The organism is Paenibacillus sp. 1SOY10, assembly GCF_056836745.1.
In genome coordinates this window covers 960,196-978,703 of the sequence record NZ_JBXENK010000002.1, presented here as the reverse complement: position 1 = coordinate 978,703, position 18,508 = coordinate 960,196, and the positions used below count along the sequence as shown (strand labels likewise).

At 46.4% G+C, this 18,508-nt stretch carries 19 protein-coding genes; 5 read left to right on the top strand and 14 right to left on the bottom strand.

The features are described from left to right. Positions 1-5: 5 nt before the first annotated feature. From AC1VOR_RS10460 to AC1VOR_RS10440, 5 genes are all read right to left on the bottom strand, one after another. Entirely contained in the window at positions 6-1,088 is a 1,083-nt protein-coding gene (locus AC1VOR_RS10460; RefSeq protein ID WP_482617549.1) for an oxidoreductase, read from the bottom strand. A gap of 417 nt (positions 1,089-1,505) precedes the next feature. Further along, a complete protein-coding gene (locus AC1VOR_RS10455) occupies positions 1,506-1,799 on the bottom strand; it encodes a type II toxin-antitoxin system RelE/ParE family toxin (RefSeq protein ID WP_482617548.1) in 294 nt (97 codons plus the stop codon). Next, a complete protein-coding gene (locus tag AC1VOR_RS10450) occupies positions 1,781-1,966 on the bottom strand; it encodes a hypothetical protein (RefSeq protein ID WP_482617547.1) in 186 nt (61 codons plus the stop codon). The genes AC1VOR_RS10455 and AC1VOR_RS10450 overlap by 19 nt, the downstream gene beginning before the upstream one ends. A gap of 73 nt (positions 1,967-2,039) precedes the next feature. After that, positions 2,040-2,831: a hypothetical protein gene (locus AC1VOR_RS10445; protein WP_482617546.1), complete on the bottom strand. Its 792-nt coding sequence runs from the start codon at positions 2,829-2,831 to the stop codon at positions 2,040-2,042. Between the two features lie 688 nt (positions 2,832-3,519). Then, positions 3,520-3,807 (bottom strand): DUF6809 family protein, encoded by a 288-nt coding sequence (locus AC1VOR_RS10440; protein WP_482617545.1) that lies wholly within the window; start codon positions 3,805-3,807, stop codon positions 3,520-3,522. A 175-nt stretch (positions 3,808-3,982) separates the two neighbouring features. On the opposite strand from AC1VOR_RS10440, the gene AC1VOR_RS10435 reads away from it, so the two are divergent. Continuing rightward, entirely contained in the window at positions 3,983-4,471 is a 489-nt protein-coding gene (locus tag AC1VOR_RS10435; protein WP_482617544.1) for a GNAT family N-acetyltransferase, read from the top strand. Here the strand turns inward: AC1VOR_RS10435 and AC1VOR_RS10430 are convergent. The 6 genes from AC1VOR_RS10430 to AC1VOR_RS10405 all read right to left on the bottom strand — a co-directional run bounded on the left by AC1VOR_RS10430 (position 4,468) and on the right by AC1VOR_RS10405 (position 12,288). Then, a complete protein-coding gene (locus AC1VOR_RS10430) occupies positions 4,468-6,042 on the bottom strand; it encodes a response regulator transcription factor (protein ID WP_482617543.1) in 1,575 nt (524 codons plus the stop codon). The two genes, AC1VOR_RS10435 and AC1VOR_RS10430, sit on opposite strands and share 4 nt — an antisense overlap. A gap of 42 nt (positions 6,043-6,084) precedes the next feature. Beyond that, entirely contained in the window at positions 6,085-7,872 is a 1,788-nt protein-coding gene (locus tag AC1VOR_RS10425) for a cache domain-containing sensor histidine kinase (protein WP_482617542.1), read from the bottom strand. Between the two features lie 130 nt (positions 7,873-8,002). Continuing rightward, positions 8,003-9,634 carry an extracellular solute-binding protein gene (locus tag AC1VOR_RS10420; protein WP_482617541.1) on the bottom strand — a complete coding sequence of 544 codons (1,632 nt, stop codon included), beginning with the start codon at positions 9,632-9,634 and terminating at the stop codon, positions 8,003-8,005. Between the two features lie 44 nt (positions 9,635-9,678). After that, complete coding sequence (locus AC1VOR_RS10415) at positions 9,679-10,551, bottom strand: carbohydrate ABC transporter permease (protein WP_482617540.1); 873 nt, start codon at positions 10,549-10,551, stop codon at positions 9,679-9,681. A gap of 13 nt (positions 10,552-10,564) precedes the next feature. Further along, positions 10,565-11,521 carry an ABC transporter permease gene (locus AC1VOR_RS10410; protein WP_482617539.1) on the bottom strand — a complete coding sequence of 319 codons (957 nt, stop codon included), beginning with the start codon at positions 11,519-11,521 and terminating at the stop codon, positions 10,565-10,567. 206 nt (positions 11,522-11,727) lie between these two features. Further along, positions 11,728-12,288 carry a TetR/AcrR family transcriptional regulator gene (locus AC1VOR_RS10405; protein ID WP_482617538.1) on the bottom strand — a complete coding sequence of 187 codons (561 nt, stop codon included), beginning with the start codon at positions 12,286-12,288 and terminating at the stop codon, positions 11,728-11,730. Between the two features lie 136 nt (positions 12,289-12,424). Here AC1VOR_RS10405 and AC1VOR_RS10400 point away from each other — a divergent pair, with 136 nt between their 5' ends. Then, complete coding sequence (locus AC1VOR_RS10400; protein ID WP_482617537.1) at positions 12,425-13,057, top strand: GNAT family N-acetyltransferase; 633 nt, start codon at positions 12,425-12,427, stop codon at positions 13,055-13,057. 124 nt (positions 13,058-13,181) lie between these two features. Here AC1VOR_RS10400 and AC1VOR_RS10395 read toward each other — a convergent pair whose 3' ends face one another. Further along, positions 13,182-13,694, bottom strand: a complete 513-nt coding sequence (locus tag AC1VOR_RS10395; protein WP_482617536.1) for a PTS sugar transporter subunit IIA — start codon at positions 13,692-13,694, stop codon at positions 13,182-13,184. A 277-nt stretch (positions 13,695-13,971) separates the two neighbouring features. Here AC1VOR_RS10395 and AC1VOR_RS10390 point away from each other — a divergent pair, with 277 nt between their 5' ends. Further along, positions 13,972-14,901, top strand: coding sequence for a copper amine oxidase N-terminal domain-containing protein (locus tag AC1VOR_RS10390; protein WP_482617535.1), 930 nt, complete (start codon positions 13,972-13,974; stop codon positions 14,899-14,901). Positions 14,902-14,961: 60 nt separating this feature from the next. Here the strand turns inward: AC1VOR_RS10390 and AC1VOR_RS10385 are convergent, their stop codons facing one another. Continuing rightward, positions 14,962-16,002 (bottom strand): DUF1835 domain-containing protein, encoded by a 1,041-nt coding sequence (locus tag AC1VOR_RS10385; RefSeq protein WP_482617534.1) that lies wholly within the window; start codon positions 16,000-16,002, stop codon positions 14,962-14,964. A gap of 128 nt (positions 16,003-16,130) precedes the next feature. On the opposite strand from AC1VOR_RS10385, the gene AC1VOR_RS10380 reads away from it, so the two are divergent. Continuing rightward, positions 16,131-16,625 (top strand): hypothetical protein, encoded by a 495-nt coding sequence (locus tag AC1VOR_RS10380; RefSeq protein ID WP_482617533.1) that lies wholly within the window; start codon positions 16,131-16,133, stop codon positions 16,623-16,625. A gap of 34 nt (positions 16,626-16,659) precedes the next feature. Here the strand turns inward: AC1VOR_RS10380 and AC1VOR_RS10375 are convergent, their stop codons facing one another. After that, positions 16,660-17,466 (bottom strand): DeoR/GlpR family DNA-binding transcription regulator, encoded by an 807-nt coding sequence (locus AC1VOR_RS10375; protein WP_482617532.1) that lies wholly within the window; start codon positions 17,464-17,466, stop codon positions 16,660-16,662. A 230-nt stretch (positions 17,467-17,696) separates the two neighbouring features. Between AC1VOR_RS10375 and AC1VOR_RS10370 the strand changes: the two genes are divergently transcribed. Next, positions 17,697-18,476, top strand: coding sequence for an MBL fold metallo-hydrolase (locus AC1VOR_RS10370; protein ID WP_482617531.1), 780 nt, complete (start codon positions 17,697-17,699; stop codon positions 18,474-18,476). Positions 18,477-18,508 lie beyond the last annotated feature (32 nt).

The window sequence follows — 18,508 nt, the reverse complement described above, 5'->3', positions numbered from 1 at the left end:
AATGGTTAAACATTCTCCTTGTAAAGTTCACTGTCTTTTATAGTAGGTAACGGACTTAGAACTTCACCTGTGAACTCGTCCATGGGCAATCCTTTTGCAACTTTAATTGGCCAATCATGATTCGCTAGAGCTGGTTTGCCCAGAGAAATAAGGTCTGCACCGATCTCCAGCGCCTTCTCCGCATCTACCGGCTGATCTAGCTGTCCATTGGCGATCACTGTTGTTTTTCCATACTTCTTCGCGAGCTCAACAAGTGTAGAACTGCTATTCTCAAAAGCAGGCAACAAACTATTATATTCCGTAATATGAATATAATCTACTTTTGCTTTACCCATAGCGCCAAAAATAATCTCAGCATCTTTTTCTCCATGAGCCCATTTGTGCGTATAATCGTTAATTTTGGATTGAGATAGTCGAATGCCCACAATCATACGATCACCGAGTTTGTCTTTGATAGCTTCAATTAACTCCGTAATGAACCGTGTTCGGTTTTCAGTGGAGCCGCCGTATTCATCTTGACGCTGGTTGGTATAATCCGTCAAAAATTCATCCAATAAGAACCCACTTGCGCCATGAAGCTCTATTCCATCAAATCCGGCCTGCTCCGCCCGCAATGCAGCCTGAACAAAACCATCAATCACTTCTTTAATTTCTTGAACGGAAAGCTCTTTCGGGGCCATATGGTTCTGATCTGCTCCCAAGGGTTGAATAGCTGAAGGAGCGACCGTTCCGGATAGGTACTGATTGCCTTGCGAAACCGCACCAGCATGCGCCACTTGTAAAATGATCTTGCTTCCTTTAGCATGTACAGCCTCCGTAGAAGCCTTCCAGGCTTGTACATGGTCTTCATTCGCAATGCCAGGCTGATTAAGGGTACCTTGACTATATTGTTCATCTGGATATGTTGCATCTGTAATAATTAGTCCGAAGCCACCCGCAGCGAAACTTTCATAATAACGAGCCATTCTGTCATTTGCGCTACCGTCATGGTCTGCCGACATTCTTGTCATAGGTGCAAGAACGACGCGATTTTTCAAAGACATATTTCCTAATTGATAAGTCGAAAGTAGTTTTTTTCCTGTTGTCATATGAGCCACTCCTCGAAATTGTATTTCTATATATTTTTAAAACACTTAAAAATACTGTGAATCGTACACATAATTTTTCACACACTTATAATTGACCGAACGGTCATTAATTATGCAAAAAAAAGAACATTGGTATCTTAGCTAACTTTCCCCTCCCCTAGAAAACCTAATATGATCTCTGTTGACTTATAGTAGCAATTATTGACCTAAAGGTCAATAATGTCTTTATCAAAATCAGCGTACTATGAAGGTAGAGATAACTATCCCCTTCTTTATGAAAAAAAGTATTAGAGCATCCTCTTGAGCGTTTGGGAATGGAGAAAGTCCTTCAGAACATATAAGCTTAAGTGAGTTATATGTTGGCTTGTCAAGGAATAAGTGCGTCGTGATTCCATGGAAGTATGCCTTTGGCTATAACTATTCCTTTGTAAAATTTCTTGCCCCATGTATTATGGTCTGTATAATTATTTGATCATCTATAACTTGATAGATCATTCTGTACCTATGTATAAAAATTTCCCGCAACTGAGGATTATCCATTTCAGGAACAATACGACCTCGGTGCGGGAACTCAGTAAGTGTTTTTGCCTTCTCCATAGCATCTTCATAGAATGCCATGGCATAATGTAAAGAATCTTCAGATATAAACTCAACAATATTCTGCAAATCCCTATATGCTGTAACCGTCCAGATTATTGTTTGTTTAACCATCGATCCATCCTCGCTTTAACTTCCTCATGCGACAGAACATGACCTTCATTAATGTCCTGCTGCCCCTTTTCCATTTTTGACCTAACATATAATGTATATTGAATATCTTCAAGTGAACAGTCATCGGGGAGTTTGTCAAGCATTTGTTTCACATCATCTTTTAACATGAATATCACCTCATGGATAGTATATCATACGGCTTTGAATTTAGTGAATTCTTGGTGCTTCTGGTTTGATGATTTAACCTGTATTCAGTTTTTTCACAAGAGACACCCAGTTAATTTGACATAGAGTTATAGCCGTAAGAAAACAGTTGTTTACAATATTTGAATAATTCAATTGATTTTGCTCGTAAAGTAGTCCAGTTACATTAATTAAGATGAAAATAATTATATAAATTAAGCTCATATGTGTCTTCAACAGATCCCAATTGAAGTCTTCTGCTCTTTTGGGTTGTCTCATCATTTTTGAGATAAAAAATTTATTTAGATAAACCCCAAAAATCTGGTACAAGACTAAAGCTAACGTTACTATTAGATAAATTGCTGCTCCAGGTTTATTATTAAAGTAAGGTATATTAAAAGTTATTAGTGCAATACAAATAACAAAAAAAAAGCCCGAGGTAAACATTGTTGTTACAGTTGAATATATCTCAAGAAAAAGAACGACTACTACAAAAATTATTATATCAATGAAAACTCCAAAGAACATACTTCTTACGTTTGAGTAAACTAGCGCAAGAACAACTAATATGACTAAAGTTAGAATTATTGTTGCCTTTATTAAATTATTTTGAAAATTAAAGATTAAAAACAAAAAAATAATCCCTGTAGCGAACAAGCCACCTAGGATACACCCGTTGACAAGGTTTGCCACACTTTCGTGAATTCCTATTCTAAAAATTAAACCTTCTTTATCATTTGTAAAAAAAAAGGCTAAAATTATAAATGTGATTCCTAAAGTTAATATTATGATTCTCCCTGAAGTTGTTAAATTGCCATTAAAGATAAAATTCTTCTTACTTTCTCTCATACGTTAATCACCTTCATTTTTTGTCTTCCCTGATAACACTGAGTTTTCATAAAGGGAATTGTTACTAAGGGATATTAGTTCATTTCTCTAATATATTTATTTGAAAGAATTTCATTTGTAATCCATTTGGTTGTTATTTTTATGTGATTTTTAAGATCATTAATGTCCTTATTATCCCACTTTCTTATATAGTGAGTCTTATCATTTCCTATCCAAACAGCACGATTTTGATATTTCTAAATGATAGTTTTAAATTTCACTGGTTGTGACTTTGTAGGGGGCCGAACCCTGATAATAAAATTTATCGTCAATGTGTAATATTTCATTAATCCCTAATTTTACAATCGGATACAATTTTGAGTGAACAATGAAGCAATACATAAAGCTTTTTTCTTGCACAAATCATAAATGTTTGGAATTCATTGTTACTTATCGTGGCTTTTCATAATCCTACCTGCATGCTTTGTCATATAATGTTATTATGCAAATCAATATGTGAGGTGTCTTAACATAGTATGAATTAGTCTGATTTAGTATAAATATCCCATAACCACATTCTACTATAAAATTCAATATGACGAATAAATTATTTTCTGTTTTAAAACAAAGAATCTCTACAAATTATTTAGTAAAGAAAGTGATTATTTGTAATAATGCAATTAAATTTCACATCCTATACTCGAAATGATTATTTTTCATACTCCTTCATATCTACCCCAAACACCTCCACCATCACTAAAGCCCCCATCCTAAACCCTTGAACAAATGCCGCGCTTGCGACCATAGAACCAGATTCTCCGTTCAGATCGAGAATTTGCTCAAGCACGGCAAACTCACTCTCCGACAGTCGCTGTTTGGCTTCCTCCATAAATTGAGAAATCTTTCTGGTCAGCGCGCGATACTCTGGATCAGTAGGGACATTATGCTCGTCAGGATTCAAATTTCCATAGTACAATTCTTCTAATATACTCTTCATTTGCTCGCCCTCTTTGTTCTTCTGCAAGTAAGGAGCGATTACTCTAACTCCCCCACCCCAGCTTAACTTAAACCCTTAGAGCAAACCGGATTTTATGCGATATTCGCATAGGGTTATATCACCCCCCTATGCTAAAATGACAGTAAACCATCCCTCAAACCTGGAGTTGAACACTATGATTAGGATCAGACCGTTAGAAGGTCATGACTTGGATTTCTTCCTGGATATGCACTATGAGTCTATTCATATATTGCAGGGCAAGCCGGAGAAGCATAAGCTTTTGAATGAGCCTGCGATCAGGAAATACCATGCAGGCTGGGGCAAGCCAGGAGATCGAGCTTTTGTTGCGCTGAAGGAGAATCATCTTGCAGGGGCAGTGTGGTACAGATTGTTCCCGGAGACGGATAAAGGGTACGGATTCATCGATAGCGATACCCCAGAGCTTGGGATCGCTGTGCATCCAGCATACCGTGGAAGTGGCCTCGGGCGGAGCTTAATGCATGAGATAATCAAGCAAGCAGAAAGGGATGGCTACCCATCCCTTTCCCTTAGCGTTGATCCCGAGAATGCCTCCGCTGTGAAGTTATATCAGAGCTTGGGGTTTGTGTATTGGGGCGTCTCGGGCACTTCGTGGACGATGAAGCTCACTCTTTCCTCACGCTAGGCCAATCCATCCGCCAGCTTCTGCGAGGCACCGGCCGAACGTTTCCGGTACTCTTTGGGCGAGATGCCTTCGGTTTTATTGAACGTATTTGTAAAGTAATTAGGGTCGTTGAAGCCGACGGCTTGAGCGATCTCGAAGATTTTCATGTCTGTGCTTTTGAGCAGGAGCTTGGCTTTTTGCACACGCAGATTCTGGATATAGCCGGTGATGCTCTCACCAGTTTCTTTCTTGAACAGATTGCTGAAATAGCTGGCGTTCAGATGCACCTGGGCAGCAACCTCGGTTAGCCCGCATTCGCCCATATAGTTCTCTTCAATGAACCGGATCGCCTGCTTGACCGGATTGTCGTTCTTGCTGACCAACCAGCTATTGTGGGAGTGCAGGAACTCCTGAGTATAGCTTTGTAGCCAGGCAACTACCTCTTGAGAGGTGCTGCATTGCTGCACGGCTCCCCATTCAATTGAACGCGAAGCCACCCTCCACTCAGGGAATTGCACTTGCACCAACCGCAGGAGGGCGGTCGTCAGCAGCAATGCTTCGATCTTGGCCGTTTGCGGGGGCAGACCGCCGATTCGTACCACCTGCTCCTGAAGCTCGTTGTTCAATTGCTCATTATCCCCTGACATCAGCCAGGACACGATTTCCTTCTCTTTCTCATAAAGTGCCGTCTGATTCAGCAAAGACTCGTGGGCAGCGCTGCGTTCCGCCGTCTCTTCCCGGTCCGCCCTGTCGTTATATCGCTCGTAAGCCCGGCGCAGTTCGTCGACATGACGGCATGTTCCTTGCCCATGGCAAGCAAGCTCCAGCTTCAAATAATGATGCACCGAGTCGGTAAGCGCCTGCGTCCAGGATGCCGGTACCTCCGGCCCGAAGTCCGCATGATCCACCAACAAGGCCCATTCGGAGGGGCTTAAGGAGAACAAGCGGAAGCCCCCTCCTACCCATTTATTCAGATGCTCACGCACCATATTACTAAGCGCAAATTGCAGGAGTGGGATGTCCTGAGTCGAGTATTGTTTCTCCGTAGACAAATAGGCTGGCACATGGAGAAAATAAAGCTCCCCTGCCTTCATCCGCCCAAGCAGCGCCTCTACCTCCCGCTTGCTACAAGACATCCCCAGAATGGCCGAGCGAAGCTGGCTGTCCTCATGCTGACGCTTCCAGTCCTCCATTTGTCGCCGCGACTGGTTCTCTTCAATCAGCCGTACATAGGTCCGGTCAAGCACACCCAGGATATCTCCCTCTACGCAAGGCTTCGTAATAAAATCCAGCACACCGTACTTAAGGGCCGACTGAGCATAGACAAAATCCTTATACCCCGTAATAATCACAATCCGCGTCTTCCAGCCACGAGACTTGATCTCCTTGGCCAGTTCAAGCCCATCCATGTGAGGCATACGGATATCCGTCAATAGCAAATCCGGTACGCATGATTCCATCGCTTGCAGAGCGTCTCGACCATTGGCCGCTTCCCCCGCCACCACCCACTCGGTGGAGCGCTTGCCTGCCAGTTTTACCAATCCGTTGCGAAAATTAGGCTGATCCTCGGCGATAAACAGCTTCCCTCTCATCCATTCCCCTCCCCCTAAGTTGTGTGCGCATCACTTCACTTCTTATATCTCCTGCGGCCTCGTTCGAAGGGGAAGCCGGATATCCACGGTGGTTCCTTTCCCTTGTACACTCGTAATCTCTACTCCGTAAGGAGGACCATAGACGAGTTCGATGCGCCGCAGCACACTCTTGAAGCCAATCCCGGTCTTGCTGCTCTCCGGCAGTACCTCTCTGGCATCGGTCAGCGCCGCCAAAGTCCGTTCGTCCATGCCACAGCCATTGTCCGCTACCTCAATATACAGGGCGTCCTCCTGCAAAGTCGCCTTCACCCGCAAGACCCGGTCCTTATCCATATCACGGAAAGCATGGACGAACACATTCTCGACCACCGGCAGCAGCAGACATCTCATCATCCGCAAGTCCAGCAAGGCCTCATCCGCCTGAATAATCGTCTCAATCTCCCCGGTGAATAACTCCGTCTGAATCATAATATAATTGCGAATTTGCTGTAATTCCTCACCCAACGTCGTATCGGTATTGACCGGCTGGAGCGAATATTTGAGCATCTCCGAGATGGCATTGATCAGCAGCGCTGCCTCAGCTTGATCTTCGTTATATAGCTTCCAATACAATTCATTGAACAGGTTATGCAAATAATGCGGGTTCAACTGTGCCTGGATCGCCTTCAACTCCGATTCCCGCTGACTGATCTGGGCCAGATATACCTTGTTGATCAGCTCACTCACTTGTTCGGCCATGCTATTGAAGCTCTCGCTGATGAACCCCAGCTCATCCCCGGAACGGACGCTAATTCGCGCCGCGAAGTCCCCGGAACGCAGCTTGCGCAGTCCACGCATCAGATCAGCCAAAGGCTGTAGCAGCGTGCGGGTTGAGAGTGTAATGAGCAAGGCGCTAAGCAGCGCCACGCCCACGCCAGCAATGACGAAGATATGGATAATGTCCTTGTTCTTCCGCTGAATCTCTTGCAGCGACACCCCTCCATAAAGCGTAAAGCCCGAGGGCTCCAGTCGATGTCGGACGAAGAAATAAGCAATGCCGTTCATCCGGGCGTAATGGGGATCGCCAGCTTCAATCAGATGCATAAGCTGCTCGGTCTCCTCCCCGTTGGAATTGGAGTAGAGCATACTCCCCATCGGCTCCAGCAACAGCACCTTGCCGTTGCCATTCTCCGCAAGATCCCGCAATACCCGGGATACTAAGCTTTCCTCCATAACCATGACCATTGTGCCATAGGGAGTCAGCTTATCATTGAGCATCCGCCGGGCCGCAATCAGCACGGTTCGGCGCCCACCAGGATCGACCGCACTCGGGAGACTCGCTCGGCCCCATACCAGATTGCCGCGATACGTCTCCAGCTTCCCTATCACCATGTCCAAGTCTGCCGTTTCCGGCTCGCCTGATGCCCCATTTCGCGACAAAACCGCCAGTTCTCCACGCTCATTGAATAAGAACACCGAGCGGATCGACGGGGCATCCACTTGCAGATTCGTTAACTGCTCCTCGACATATTTACGATTCTTGAATTGCGTATACAGGTCTCCACCGGGATCAAGACTTTCTCTGACGAATAATTCTATAGATTCATTCAGAATAATGGATTGCGATACCCGGCTGACCTCCTGGAAGGTAAGCTCCAATCGGGCTAAGGCCTGTTCGTTCGCAATGGAGAACTGCTTGCTGATCTCGCTCTCCATCATTTGGACATTCAGGCGGGAGACCAACCAGCCCGCCAAGACAAAGGCTAAGGTAACCATACAGGACAGCAATACAATCAGCTTCAACTTGAAGCTGCCCTTGAACTTGTCGGCAATGCGTCTTGGCCAGTTCATCGCATTCAATCCGGCTCCCCCCAAGATGTAGATGATTTATCCCGATTGTACCCCGGCACCCCGGGATTTTAAAAGAACAAACTTGGCCCGGCGTTCGCCGGACCAAGTCCCTATTCGCTTTATGTGAATCCTATTTCAGTTGGGATCGCACCATCTCCAGCACATCCGCGCCAAGGAAGGCCGTCTCTTTATTTTCCTGATACCAGGAGTTCATGTATTCCTCGATTTGCTTGCCGCCGCTTCTCTCCCAGGCTGCCTTCGCATCTGTCACAGCCTGCTCTGCCGTATAACTCGGTCCACCGATAATCCCCTTAACATAAATGTCGCTTAATTCCTTGTTGACGTTTGTATTGATCACAACCAGGTCACTTGGTAACACCGGCATATGCTCATAGTGAGTCAGAGCAGGATATTGAGCCTCAGAATCAAGCAGGAACTGATCTGCTGTGTTCATCATATCCAGCCCCGCCTTCTGATCCGGGTCCTCCAGATTAAAGGCCGCGACCGAAGTTAAGTGTGGATTTTGCGGAAGGGAGTAGAACATCGTATAGTCTGCTGCCCAATCCACTTCCTTCACGTTCTTGTCGGGATCGATCACGACAGGAGCATCGCCTTCCCCCTTATTCCAATGTTCCCCCTCCAGGCCTTTTCTCAAGATTAACGCCGTTTCCGGCTGCATCATGAAGTTGAGATATTCCATCGCTGCCTTGGGGTCTTTCGTCCCCGCATTAAGCACCGTTGTCATTTGCAGCGGATTAGTTACGTGATGGGTGAACAATCCCATGGGAGACCTGGGTTGTTGCAAAGGAGCGATTTCCGCATCCGGCATAACTCTGCGGATCGTCTTGATGTCAGTTACCGTACTCTCGAACCAGTTGTTGATCTGAGGCGGAAGGAATACGCCGACCTTGCCATTCAAGTAATCCTGCTTCGCCTTGGAGCCGTTCTTATCAGCAAGGTAATCCCGATCAATCAGCCCTTCCTCGAACAGTCTCTTCTTGAACTTCAGCGCTTCCAGCGTATTATCCCAGCTACGAACAATCTGATCGCCCTCTAACAACCACCCGTTCGAACCAAACATGGAATCGACCATGCCGCCCGAGGTATAGCTGATATTCGTTCCGTACGTGTCCTTCTGGCCGTTGCCGTCAGGGTCCTGCTCCACGAAGGCTTTGAGCACGGTATACAGTTCTTCCGTCGTCGTTGGCATCTCCAGATTCAGCTTCTTCAACCAGTCCACCCGAATGAAAGCTACGCTTTGCAGATGTGGCTCATTAATTTTGCCGATTTCGTACAGCTTGCCATCCGACTTGGTGCCCACATTGCGCAGTTGAGGATAGGCCTCCAGCAGCTTTTCATATTCGGGGGCATACTGCAAATAATCATCCAGCGGCAGCAACTGCTTCTGCTGGTACAGGGAATCCCGGAAGCCCGTATCGTAATCATTGACGATATCCGGGGCACTACCGGAGGCGAACATTACATTTAGCTTCTGTGTCGACTCCGAGCGTAGCACAGGCACAAACTTGGCAGCTACCGGAGAATTTTCGTTGATCCACTTGGTCCAGCGATTCTCCTCTACCGTTCCTTCCGCAGCGGGGATGTTCCCCCTGTCATAATTGGACACGGTAATGACCGGTTTTCCAGCGCTTTGCCCGTCTTCCTTGGATGAGCCGCAGCCAACGACCCCCACGGTTAACACCAGAACCATTACTGCAGATGACCAGACCCTCTTGCTCCACTTGAATGTTTGTACAGACATGTTGGAAGCTCCTCTCAATCTATAATGAATGGAATGTGTTGCCGCTAGCCTTTAATGGAACCCAGCATGATTCCTTTGACAAAATATTTCTGCAAGAACGGGTACACGACCAGCATCGGCACCACCATGACCATGACGCCGACCGCCTTCAGCTTCTCGGAGATCAGCTCCTGTTGCTGCGCCACGTCCATCGCCATCATGTTATCCATACTTTGAATTTGCAGCATGCTCTGGACGATTACCGTGAGGTTCTGTAGCTCGGTCCGGTTGATGTACAAGATGACATTCATGAACATGTTCCAATACCCGACGCCGTAGAACAACGTCAATGTCGCCAGCATAGGCAGAGACAATGGCAGGATGATCCGCCCTAGCAATTGCATCTCTCCGCAGCCGTCGATTTGAGCTGAATCCGTTACTTCCCCCGGAATGTTCTCGAAGAAGCTTTTCATAATGAGCATATTATAGGTGCTTACCAGTCCAACAAACCAGAGAGACCAGTACGTATTCGTCAAATGGAGACTGTTCATCACCAAGTACGTAGGAATCATCCCCCCGCTGAACAGCATCGTGAATAAGGCGGCTGTAGTGATAGGCTTACGTGCATACATGTAGCGCCGTGATAATGGATACGCTGTCAAAACAGTGGTCATCATACTTAGCGCCGTTCCGCACAAGGTGATAATCAAGCTATTGGTGAACGCCCGCAGGGCTGGCGTGTTCTCGAAGAAATAAGCATATGCCGTAAAATCAAGGCCCACCGGCCAGAAATACACTTGCCCCAAATCCACCGCATGCCCCTCACTAAAGGACAAGGCGACCAAGTGCAGGAATGGCAGAATGCAGGTGAGCGAAATCAAGATTAAGACAACGTGTACAAAGACGCTAAAAACTTTTCCTCCAGTAGATTCTCTCAACGCAATTCTCCCCCTAAAATAAGCCCTGATCAAATTTCCGTGCAAGCGCGTTGGCCGACAATACCAGAATCAGCCCGACAAAGGATTCGAACAGCCCCATCGCAGTGGTCAAGCTGAACTGCGCTTGCTGTAGCCCCACCTTGTATACATAGGTACTGATCACTTCCGCTTGCCCCAGCACGGTTGGATTTTGCAGGTTATATACCTGATCGAATCCGACCTCCATCAGGCGGCCCATGCCCAGGATGAGTAGAAGAATAATCGTGGGACGAAGTCCCGGTAGCGTAATATGCCAGATCTGTCTCAGCTTGCCTGCCCCGTCCAGTCCGGCGGACTCATACAAACTCGGGTCAATGGAGGAAAGGGCAGCCAAGTAGATAATTGCCCCAAACCCCATCTCCTTCCACATGCCAGAGCCGATGAAGATCGCTACCCAGGAATCGGCACGATACAGGAACGGAACAGCCTCGATTCCCCATTGCGCCAGCAGTTTGTTAATGGTACCCCCATCAATCGAGAACAAGGTCAGAACAATCCCCGCAACGATAACCCAGGATAGAAAATGCGGGAGATATATGATCGTTTGAATCCAGCGCTTCAGCCAGTTCTTGCGAACCTCATTCAGTGCAATCGCAATAATGATAGGTGCCGGGAACCCGAAGATCAGATTGAGAACACTAAGCTCCAGCGTGTTCCAAATGACTTGCAGTGTAATCTTGGATTGGAACAGAATTTCGAAATATTTAAGTCCGACCCAGGGACTGGACAAGATGCCGTCACGGAAGTTATAGTCCTTGAAAGCGATAACAAGACCACCCATAGGAAAATACCGGAAGATCACATAATACAAAATTCCGGGTATAAGCATAAGAAACAATGGAATGTTCTGCCGGAACCTCTTCGTCTGGTAAAAGGCCTGCTTAGGCTTTAGCACCCTGTCCGTTCCAGCGGTGGCAGGTGTTGTTGTCATGGTCTAACCTTCTTTCTTGGTTGGATGCTGATCTGTTGATGTGTATACTGTACCGCAATCCTGGAAGACCTTACCTTGAGAATCTATAGGTTTTTCTATAAATTTTTTGTTTATCTCCGGTAACTTAGGTAGCGCCATGAGCGCCTTAAACCCAAAAAACGAGCCCCGTTCACGCGAGGCTCGCTTTGCTATTCAGATCTAACCAATCAGTCCTCTAGCTTCAACAGAAGCTGCTGGATGCGCATAGACATCCCCGTAGGTTCTTCCTCCATACCGCGTACAACCCAGTCCTCAATGACCCCAAATACGCCAGAAGCAATAAATAAGCTTTCCGTTTCTTCATACACGTTAGGTTTATTCGGATATTTATTTTCACGCAGCAGCTCTTGCAGTATTTTCCCTTTGAAAAAAGCCTTGATTTTATCAGGGGTCAACAACGTATCTTCCGGGTTGGCCATCACAACAAATAATGTTTTGTTTTGATAAATATAATCCGTTATTTTGTTGATAAAACGCATAATATCATGACGCTCTTGCACTGGGAAGGATTCATCGTAAAATCGATTGAACTGATCGAACATCTCGGTTTCAACTTCTCTGTACAAATCGTAGATATCTTGGTAATGCGAATAAAACGTGCCTCTACCAATATCCGCAAGCTCTGACATCTCAGAAATCGTTATTTTGGAAATTGGCTTGTTATTTAATAACGTCAGAAAGGCTTGCTTAATGGCTGCTTTAGTTTTAACGGACCGTCGATCTCCCATGAAAAACAACCTCATTTTCTATACATTTAGGTTTCATCTGTTCAATAACGAACAGAAACGACCACATTCCCTATTTTTTATAGTCTACTCCCTTAATACAATAAGAAAATCAATCATGTTGAAAGGGGAGTTTGCTATGAAAAGCTACCGCTTGGCTCAAAAACATGAGCTGCACGAAATCGCAACCTTGTTTACGGAGTCCTTTATGGAATATCCTTTACATGCGCTTCTATTGGCGCCCGGCAAGGACTATGAGAAACAATTGTATCAAGTTAATTATACCAATACAAAGTCCTATTATCAGCAAAACTGCTGCTTCGTCGGCCTAATGGATGGGAGAATTGTTTCTACTGTTCTGCTGAAAAAGCGTGGAGAAAAGAGTCCGGGTTTCTTTCAATATCTATTCAACGGAGGTTTGGCTTTAGCCGCTCAGCTTGGGCAAAAAAGGCTTAACCATCTCCTGAAAACGTTGGATAAAATGAAGGCAGCTTGTGCTCCTTACGGGGAGGATGGCTGGTACGTTGACTGCTTTGCGGTTGCGAAAGGTTATCAAGGTAAAAGCCTTGGGAGCGCGTTGTTTAACGAATTTATTTTCCCCTACATCAAGAAACACGGAGGCGGATGGATTACACTCGTTACCCACACCGAGCGAAACAAAAAGTTCTATGGCAAGAACGGCTTTGAGTTGTTTAGCGAATCAAGCATCGGATTAGATCCTAATTCAATCCCGAATTATAGCTTTCGGCAGGTTATCAATGCTCATAGCTAGCGTGTAAAAAAAAGCAAATATCCCCTTTCAGTTTTGATACCGCATCCTGGTCACCAAGAATAAGCGGCACGGTCTACTGGAAGGGGATATGACCTTGCACTATAATTAGCGGCTGATTTGCCGCTTAGTTCACCTTCACGGCCAGCACATTTTCCTGTCCTGCAGTTACTTGGCCTGGGTATTCTGTAACCTCGCCCACAGCATCAAGTCCATGAGGGATGATAATCGATGTAATATCCGGCAACTCACGCCCACGAATTAGTAGGGAATCAAATTCCAGCAGTAGTTGACCCGCAGTCACGGAGTCTCCTTCCTGTACATGAGCAGTAAAGCCTTCGCCCTTCAGAGATACCGTATCTACGCCGACGTGAATTAACACCTGCACACCCGAGGTATGCTCGATTACAAGAGCGTGCTTGCTCTTCATCAGGTTAGCAATTTTCCCATCAAACGGAGCCGTTACTTTCCCTTCCGCCGGGATAATCGCAATGCCTTCGCCCATCATTTTCTCGGCAAATGCCGGGTCAGGGACCTGTGCCAAGCCTACGGCTTCTCCTGTCAATGGAGCCTTGATCCAGACCGTTTCCGTTACCTTTTCCGGGACAGCCTGTTCTTTCTTACGTCTGAAGAAACCCATTCTCCTACCATCTCCTCTTGTTGTTAACCATGAAGTGTTTGTTTTATCTCATTGCGGCTAATCCTGCGGGCCATCTCATGGTTCTACCCGCTGTACATACTGTCAGAATACCACCATCAGCGGCATTCGACAAATTTTGCGCCAGCCTAGGCGTATATTGATATTCTTTCCTTTAAAATCAGGAAATATATGTCTGCCCACCCCAAGTTAGACATGCTATATTGAAGTAGCTATTCCTGATCAGTAGGATTAATTACATATTCAAGAAGGAGTTATAATGAAAAAAATTGTTTATTCCATGCTCATGAGTTGGCTGGCCGTGACGCTAGGGTTATTCACCTTTACCCCATTAACATACGCCGCAGCACCTAATTCATACGCACTGTATGTGGACGGTAAGCTCTTGTCCTCCCCATACCCAACGATCGTGCAAAATAATTCGACCCTCGTTCCCATGAAAACCGTGCTGGCCGAATTGGGGTATACCACCACCCTTGATTCCAAGACCAAGATGATCACCGCTAAGCATGCCTCCGGCTCCTATATCGTCGTATCCGCAGGAAGCAAGACAGCCAAGATTAATGGAGTAGCCGTTCAGCTTCCCGTAGCCGTCAAAGCCATGAATGGAACCACCTATTTGCCCTTATCGGCTATCAAGACGCTAACCGGTAAAGCCATTGGAGCTGACTCCTCCCAAGCCATCGCCTGGATTGGTCAACAGCCAGCATCTGATGCACTATCCCTGCCATGGGGAATGAGCCCGCAGGAATTGAAGAAATCTTTTGCCGGTAAGCTGTTAATTGATGAAGGCGGACAAGATGATATTTATGTTCTTCTATATCACGATGGTCCTGATGACGACGAAGAAATATACATTTTCTATAAAGGTAAGCTAGCCAAGGCAACCTTTATGCCTTCTACCACGAACCTTGAATTGGCCTTTTATATCGGGGTTTACGAGGGGATTGTCAATAGTGTTACCAAGACTTATGGAGAGCCCTTAAGTAATACAGCCACTTATGATAAAGACACCCTCGAAGAAGTTTCGTTCGTAGATGGTGGGTTTTATATGAGTGTTTGGGAAGTCGATAACACGAAGATTATTGCACTCCTAAGAGCTACCAATGAGGGTTATGCAGCCAGTCTTCAATTTGTAGATATGTCCATAGAAGCTCAACTCAATGCAGCTCTAGCAGCTATGAAATAAACGCACAAAACCACCGTACCAGCCTTGGGGTTAATTTCCTGTAGCTGTACGGTGGTTTTTCTAATCATTTCTTCTCCGCCTTACACTGTAGTACCTCATCGCTGTTGGAACGCCTTTAATCTCTAATACTCCATCATAAATTAATGTCCGAAGCCGATACTCAAAATAAGCATCGCTAATACATTGGTCGCAGTATCCGATGGCCTCGCCGATTACCCGTGCTGATTTAATAAATTCCTCTGGCCCTCTGCTCTCTTGTAGTTTATCCAGCTTATTAAGAAGGTAAGCATCATAGGCATCGGCAGATACCCCTACAACCTTACCATCCAGCCACACCCGCAATTCACTGGAGCATCCCGAGATATCCTGCCATTCCCCACTTAACCGACCTGCTTCTTCCTGAGACAAGCTCGGTAGATTGTCGACCACACGCTGGATAGCCTTACCAAGCTTGTCCGGCGGTATTTCACCAGAGTGGCGATATTGGATCTGTCTGTTTGGCTCATTGTACAAGTGCTCGCAAATGGAGCAAGCATTGCACACGGCCACCTTATTCATCTGGTTGCCAAGTAGATGCAACGCATGTCTCATCCCGATCTGCTCACCAGCATTGCCAGAGGTCCAAATGATCACTTGCGCTTGCTCCGGAATTTGCCCAAATCGACGCAGGATTCTTGAATATTCTTCCTCGTAACAAGAGTAGGCATCCGCTCCACCCAAGATATGATCACGGAACCAATCGCTCCGCGCTTGTCTACCTTTCGAGGTATCCAGGACGCCAAGTGGTCCTATCGCATAATCTTCTTCCAATACAATCAGCGCATGTGCATCGGACCGACCAAGTGATTTTAATGTGTGCTTCATACTGCCAGCAAAAGAAAGGCCCGTGACAATATGTACATGCGTAGCATAAGGCGATATAGGCTGATCCTTGGAGCGGCTTACAGAGCTTGCTACCCCCCTATAAAATTCAACCAGCCCTTCTGCCGCTTCTTGGGAGGTTGGTTCCTGTTCTAACCTGCGAATTTGCATCAGCACAAGGCGTAAGCAAGCTTTCAACTCATCTTCGCTTAGAGCATCAAGCGCTCTTTGGATCATCATAGTGTCCTCCAAGATTGATCTCCCTCCTTATCTCTGATAAAAAATTAAAGGCGCACGACCACATCAGAATTCATGAACTGAAACAATCCTTCACTGCTCACCGTCTAGAGCAATAGGAGGTGTATAATTTGAACAAAATAGCATTTATTCTACTGTTTCTCTTGGTCGGCTGTCAAACCATCGATTCCGGCTCTGCCAAGGAACCAACCCAGCAGGCTCAGCAGCCCCCTACAGAGGTTCACGCTTCCGTAGATGCGAAAGACGGGTTCTCCATCCAGGCTTCTGTACCGGAACAAGTTCAGGTTAATACCGCGGTCACGATGGAAGCCAAGCTCACCAATGCTTCGGGGCAGTCTGTGGAGATTGCTACGGGAGAGCCTGTATTTTATTACATCATTGAAGATGAAGCTGGCCACTCCGACCCGATTACAAGGAACGATATCGCGATGATGCGCCCGTTGTCACAGGATGGCGTTATAACAGAGCAATACTCCTATAGCTTCAAAGCTCCGGGCGTTTATACCGTTGTTGCCGTCGCGGAATTCACCAGGTATGAAGCAGACGGCAGCCCAATCAACTACAAGCTCTCCACAGAGCCGACAAGTATTGAAGTTCTGGAATAAGCTCCTTGGGACACTGCTACCTGTCTATAACCATCTATACCTGCTTGACCTGTATTCCCTTGCCTCGTATCGCTTTGATCTGATCCTCCGTGGCTTCCCGATCCGTTATCACGCAATCAAATGTGTCCAGGGGAGCCACATAGGCTTTATGAATTTTTCCGAATTTGCTGTGGTCGGTAACCAGAATACGCCGTGAGGCATAGCTGAGCATCTTCTGCTTGATACGAGCGACCGACAAATAAGGGTCTGTAATCCCTTGCTTGGGATCGGCCCCGGCGGTGCCCAGAATACATAAATTAGCCCGGAACTGCGATATCATTTGCTCCGCCAGCGGCCCGACAATTCCCGCCTCTGATTGCACGTCCTCGGCTGTTCCGCCGCAGACGAATACGGACAGGTCCGGCTTGCGCATACATTTATAAGCGATATCGATACTGTTTGTCACAATCGTAATGTTCTTGAGCTCGGACAACAAATCTCCAATATAACTGTTCGTCGAGCCCGAATCGATGAACAACGTATCCCCTGGTTCAATCCATCGGATTACCTCGGCGGCAATCGCCTTCTTGTGCGCGGTAAAAAGGTCTCCCCCTTGAGTTGGCGTTCCTCCGGTCCCTTCTCCCTCTGCCTTGATTAAGGCTCCACCATTCACTCGCTGGATATAGCCGCCGCTCTCCATCTCATGCAAATCCCTGCGAATCGTGGGCAGCGATACCTCCAATAGCTCAGCTAACTGGTTCACATGCAAAAAGGTATGCTCCTTCAAATAATCCGCAATTACGCGATGCCGGACCTTCATTCGTCCCTTCCCCTCCCAGCCAATTCTCTTACATATAGCCATTTCATCTCAGGCTCCTGTATATGTCTGTCATTTTCACTATAGAGGATAACCGATCACAAAAGCAAGATAAAAAAGAGAAAAACAGGAAATTATGATCGTTAACAATCAAATAATCGCAAAATATTGATCGATATTTACATATAAACACGAAATAATTAATACAAAATTGATATATTCCCTCTAAAATGAGATTGAAATGATCGAAAATAATCATTCTAGGAGGAAAGCAGATGCAAGAGAAGACAAAAGTCACATTTTTCGGAACAGAAGCCGCCATACCGGAATTGGGAGGTGAAACCGCCAGCTTCGTAATCAATGACGACGTCATGGTTGATACGGGGTGGAATATCGTCGACAACCTCAGACGGCAGGGCATCGACCCAGGCAACATTCGCTATTTGCTGTTCACTCATATGCACCATGACCACTATATCTCCCTCCCTTCTTTTCTCTATTATTTCCTGATCAAGAACGAGGATTTGTCTGGCCTGAAGATATTAGGCCCTGCTGAAGACCTGGAACCGATCATGCACCACACCCTGGAATTCCTGTTCCTGAACCGCAAATTTTACCCTGATCGCAGCTATCCGGTTATCGTTCCGCTGACGCCGGGAGACTCCTATGAAGATGATCGCTTCCTGCTGGAGACGACCACTTCCCTGCATCCGGTACAAGCCCTTTGCTACAAATACAATGACAAGCAGACCGGGAAGACCGTAACCTTCACGGGAGACACCGCCTATCATGAGCCAATTATTGAGTTGGCCAAGGATACCTCCCTGCTCATTCACGAGGCGACTTACGGAGCAACTCCGGCCAATCCGCTTAAGAACGGCGGCCTACATTCTAGCGCCATGGATGCCGCAGAGGTCGCCAAGGCAGCCCAAGTCCAGCAGTTGGCCCTGATTCATGGACTGCGTCACAACAATGAGGCTAGCGTGCAAGCAGCCCAAGCTATTTACTCCGGTCCCGTCCTGTGGCCTGAGAAGGATCAGACTATTTGGCTCTAATCCCCATACCCACCACATCCTACTTTAAAAGA

Bases quoted from the DNA above. Each gene is read 5' to 3' on its own strand.
- AC1VOR_RS10375 (WP_482617532.1), bottom strand. From the start codon at position 17,466: ATGGCTATATGTAAGAGAATTGGCTGGGAGGGGAAGGGACGAATGAAG.
- AC1VOR_RS10390 (WP_482617535.1), top strand. From the start codon at position 13,972: ATGAAAAAAATTGTTTATTCCATGCTCATGAGTTGGCTGGCCGTGACG.
- AC1VOR_RS10425 (WP_482617542.1), bottom strand. From the start codon at position 7,872: ATGAACTGGCCAAGACGCATTGCCGACAAGTTCAAGGGCAGCTTCAAG.
- AC1VOR_RS10440 (WP_482617545.1), bottom strand. From the start codon at position 3,807: ATGAAGAGTATATTAGAAGAATTGTACTATGGAAATTTGAATCCTGAC.
- AC1VOR_RS10400 (WP_482617537.1), top strand. From the start codon at position 12,425: ATGAAAAGCTACCGCTTGGCTCAAAAACATGAGCTGCACGAAATCGCA.
- AC1VOR_RS10385 (WP_482617534.1), bottom strand. From the start codon at position 16,002: ATGATGATCCAAAGAGCGCTTGATGCTCTAAGCGAAGATGAGTTGAAA.
- AC1VOR_RS10405 (WP_482617538.1), bottom strand. From the start codon at position 12,288: ATGGGAGATCGACGGTCCGTTAAAACTAAAGCAGCCATTAAGCAAGCC.
- AC1VOR_RS10460 (WP_482617549.1), bottom strand. From the start codon at position 1,088: ATGACAACAGGAAAAAAACTACTTTCGACTTATCAATTAGGAAATATG.
- AC1VOR_RS10420 (WP_482617541.1), bottom strand. From the start codon at position 9,634: ATGTCTGTACAAACATTCAAGTGGAGCAAGAGGGTCTGGTCATCTGCA.
- AC1VOR_RS10395 (WP_482617536.1), bottom strand. From the start codon at position 13,694: ATGGGTTTCTTCAGACGTAAGAAAGAACAGGCTGTCCCGGAAAAGGTA.
- AC1VOR_RS10410 (WP_482617539.1), bottom strand. From the start codon at position 11,521: ATGACAACAACACCTGCCACCGCTGGAACGGACAGGGTGCTAAAGCCT.
- AC1VOR_RS10430 (WP_482617543.1), bottom strand. From the start codon at position 6,042: ATGAGAGGGAAGCTGTTTATCGCCGAGGATCAGCCTAATTTTCGCAAC.
- AC1VOR_RS10455 (WP_482617548.1), bottom strand. From the start codon at position 1,799: ATGGTTAAACAAACAATAATCTGGACGGTTACAGCATATAGGGATTTG.
- AC1VOR_RS10435 (WP_482617544.1), top strand. From the start codon at position 3,983: ATGATTAGGATCAGACCGTTAGAAGGTCATGACTTGGATTTCTTCCTG.
- AC1VOR_RS10450 (WP_482617547.1), bottom strand. From the start codon at position 1,966: ATGTTAAAAGATGATGTGAAACAAATGCTTGACAAACTCCCCGATGAC.
- AC1VOR_RS10370 (WP_482617531.1), top strand. From the start codon at position 17,697: ATGCAAGAGAAGACAAAAGTCACATTTTTCGGAACAGAAGCCGCCATA.
- AC1VOR_RS10445 (WP_482617546.1), bottom strand. From the start codon at position 2,831: ATGAGAGAAAGTAAGAAGAATTTTATCTTTAATGGCAATTTAACAACT.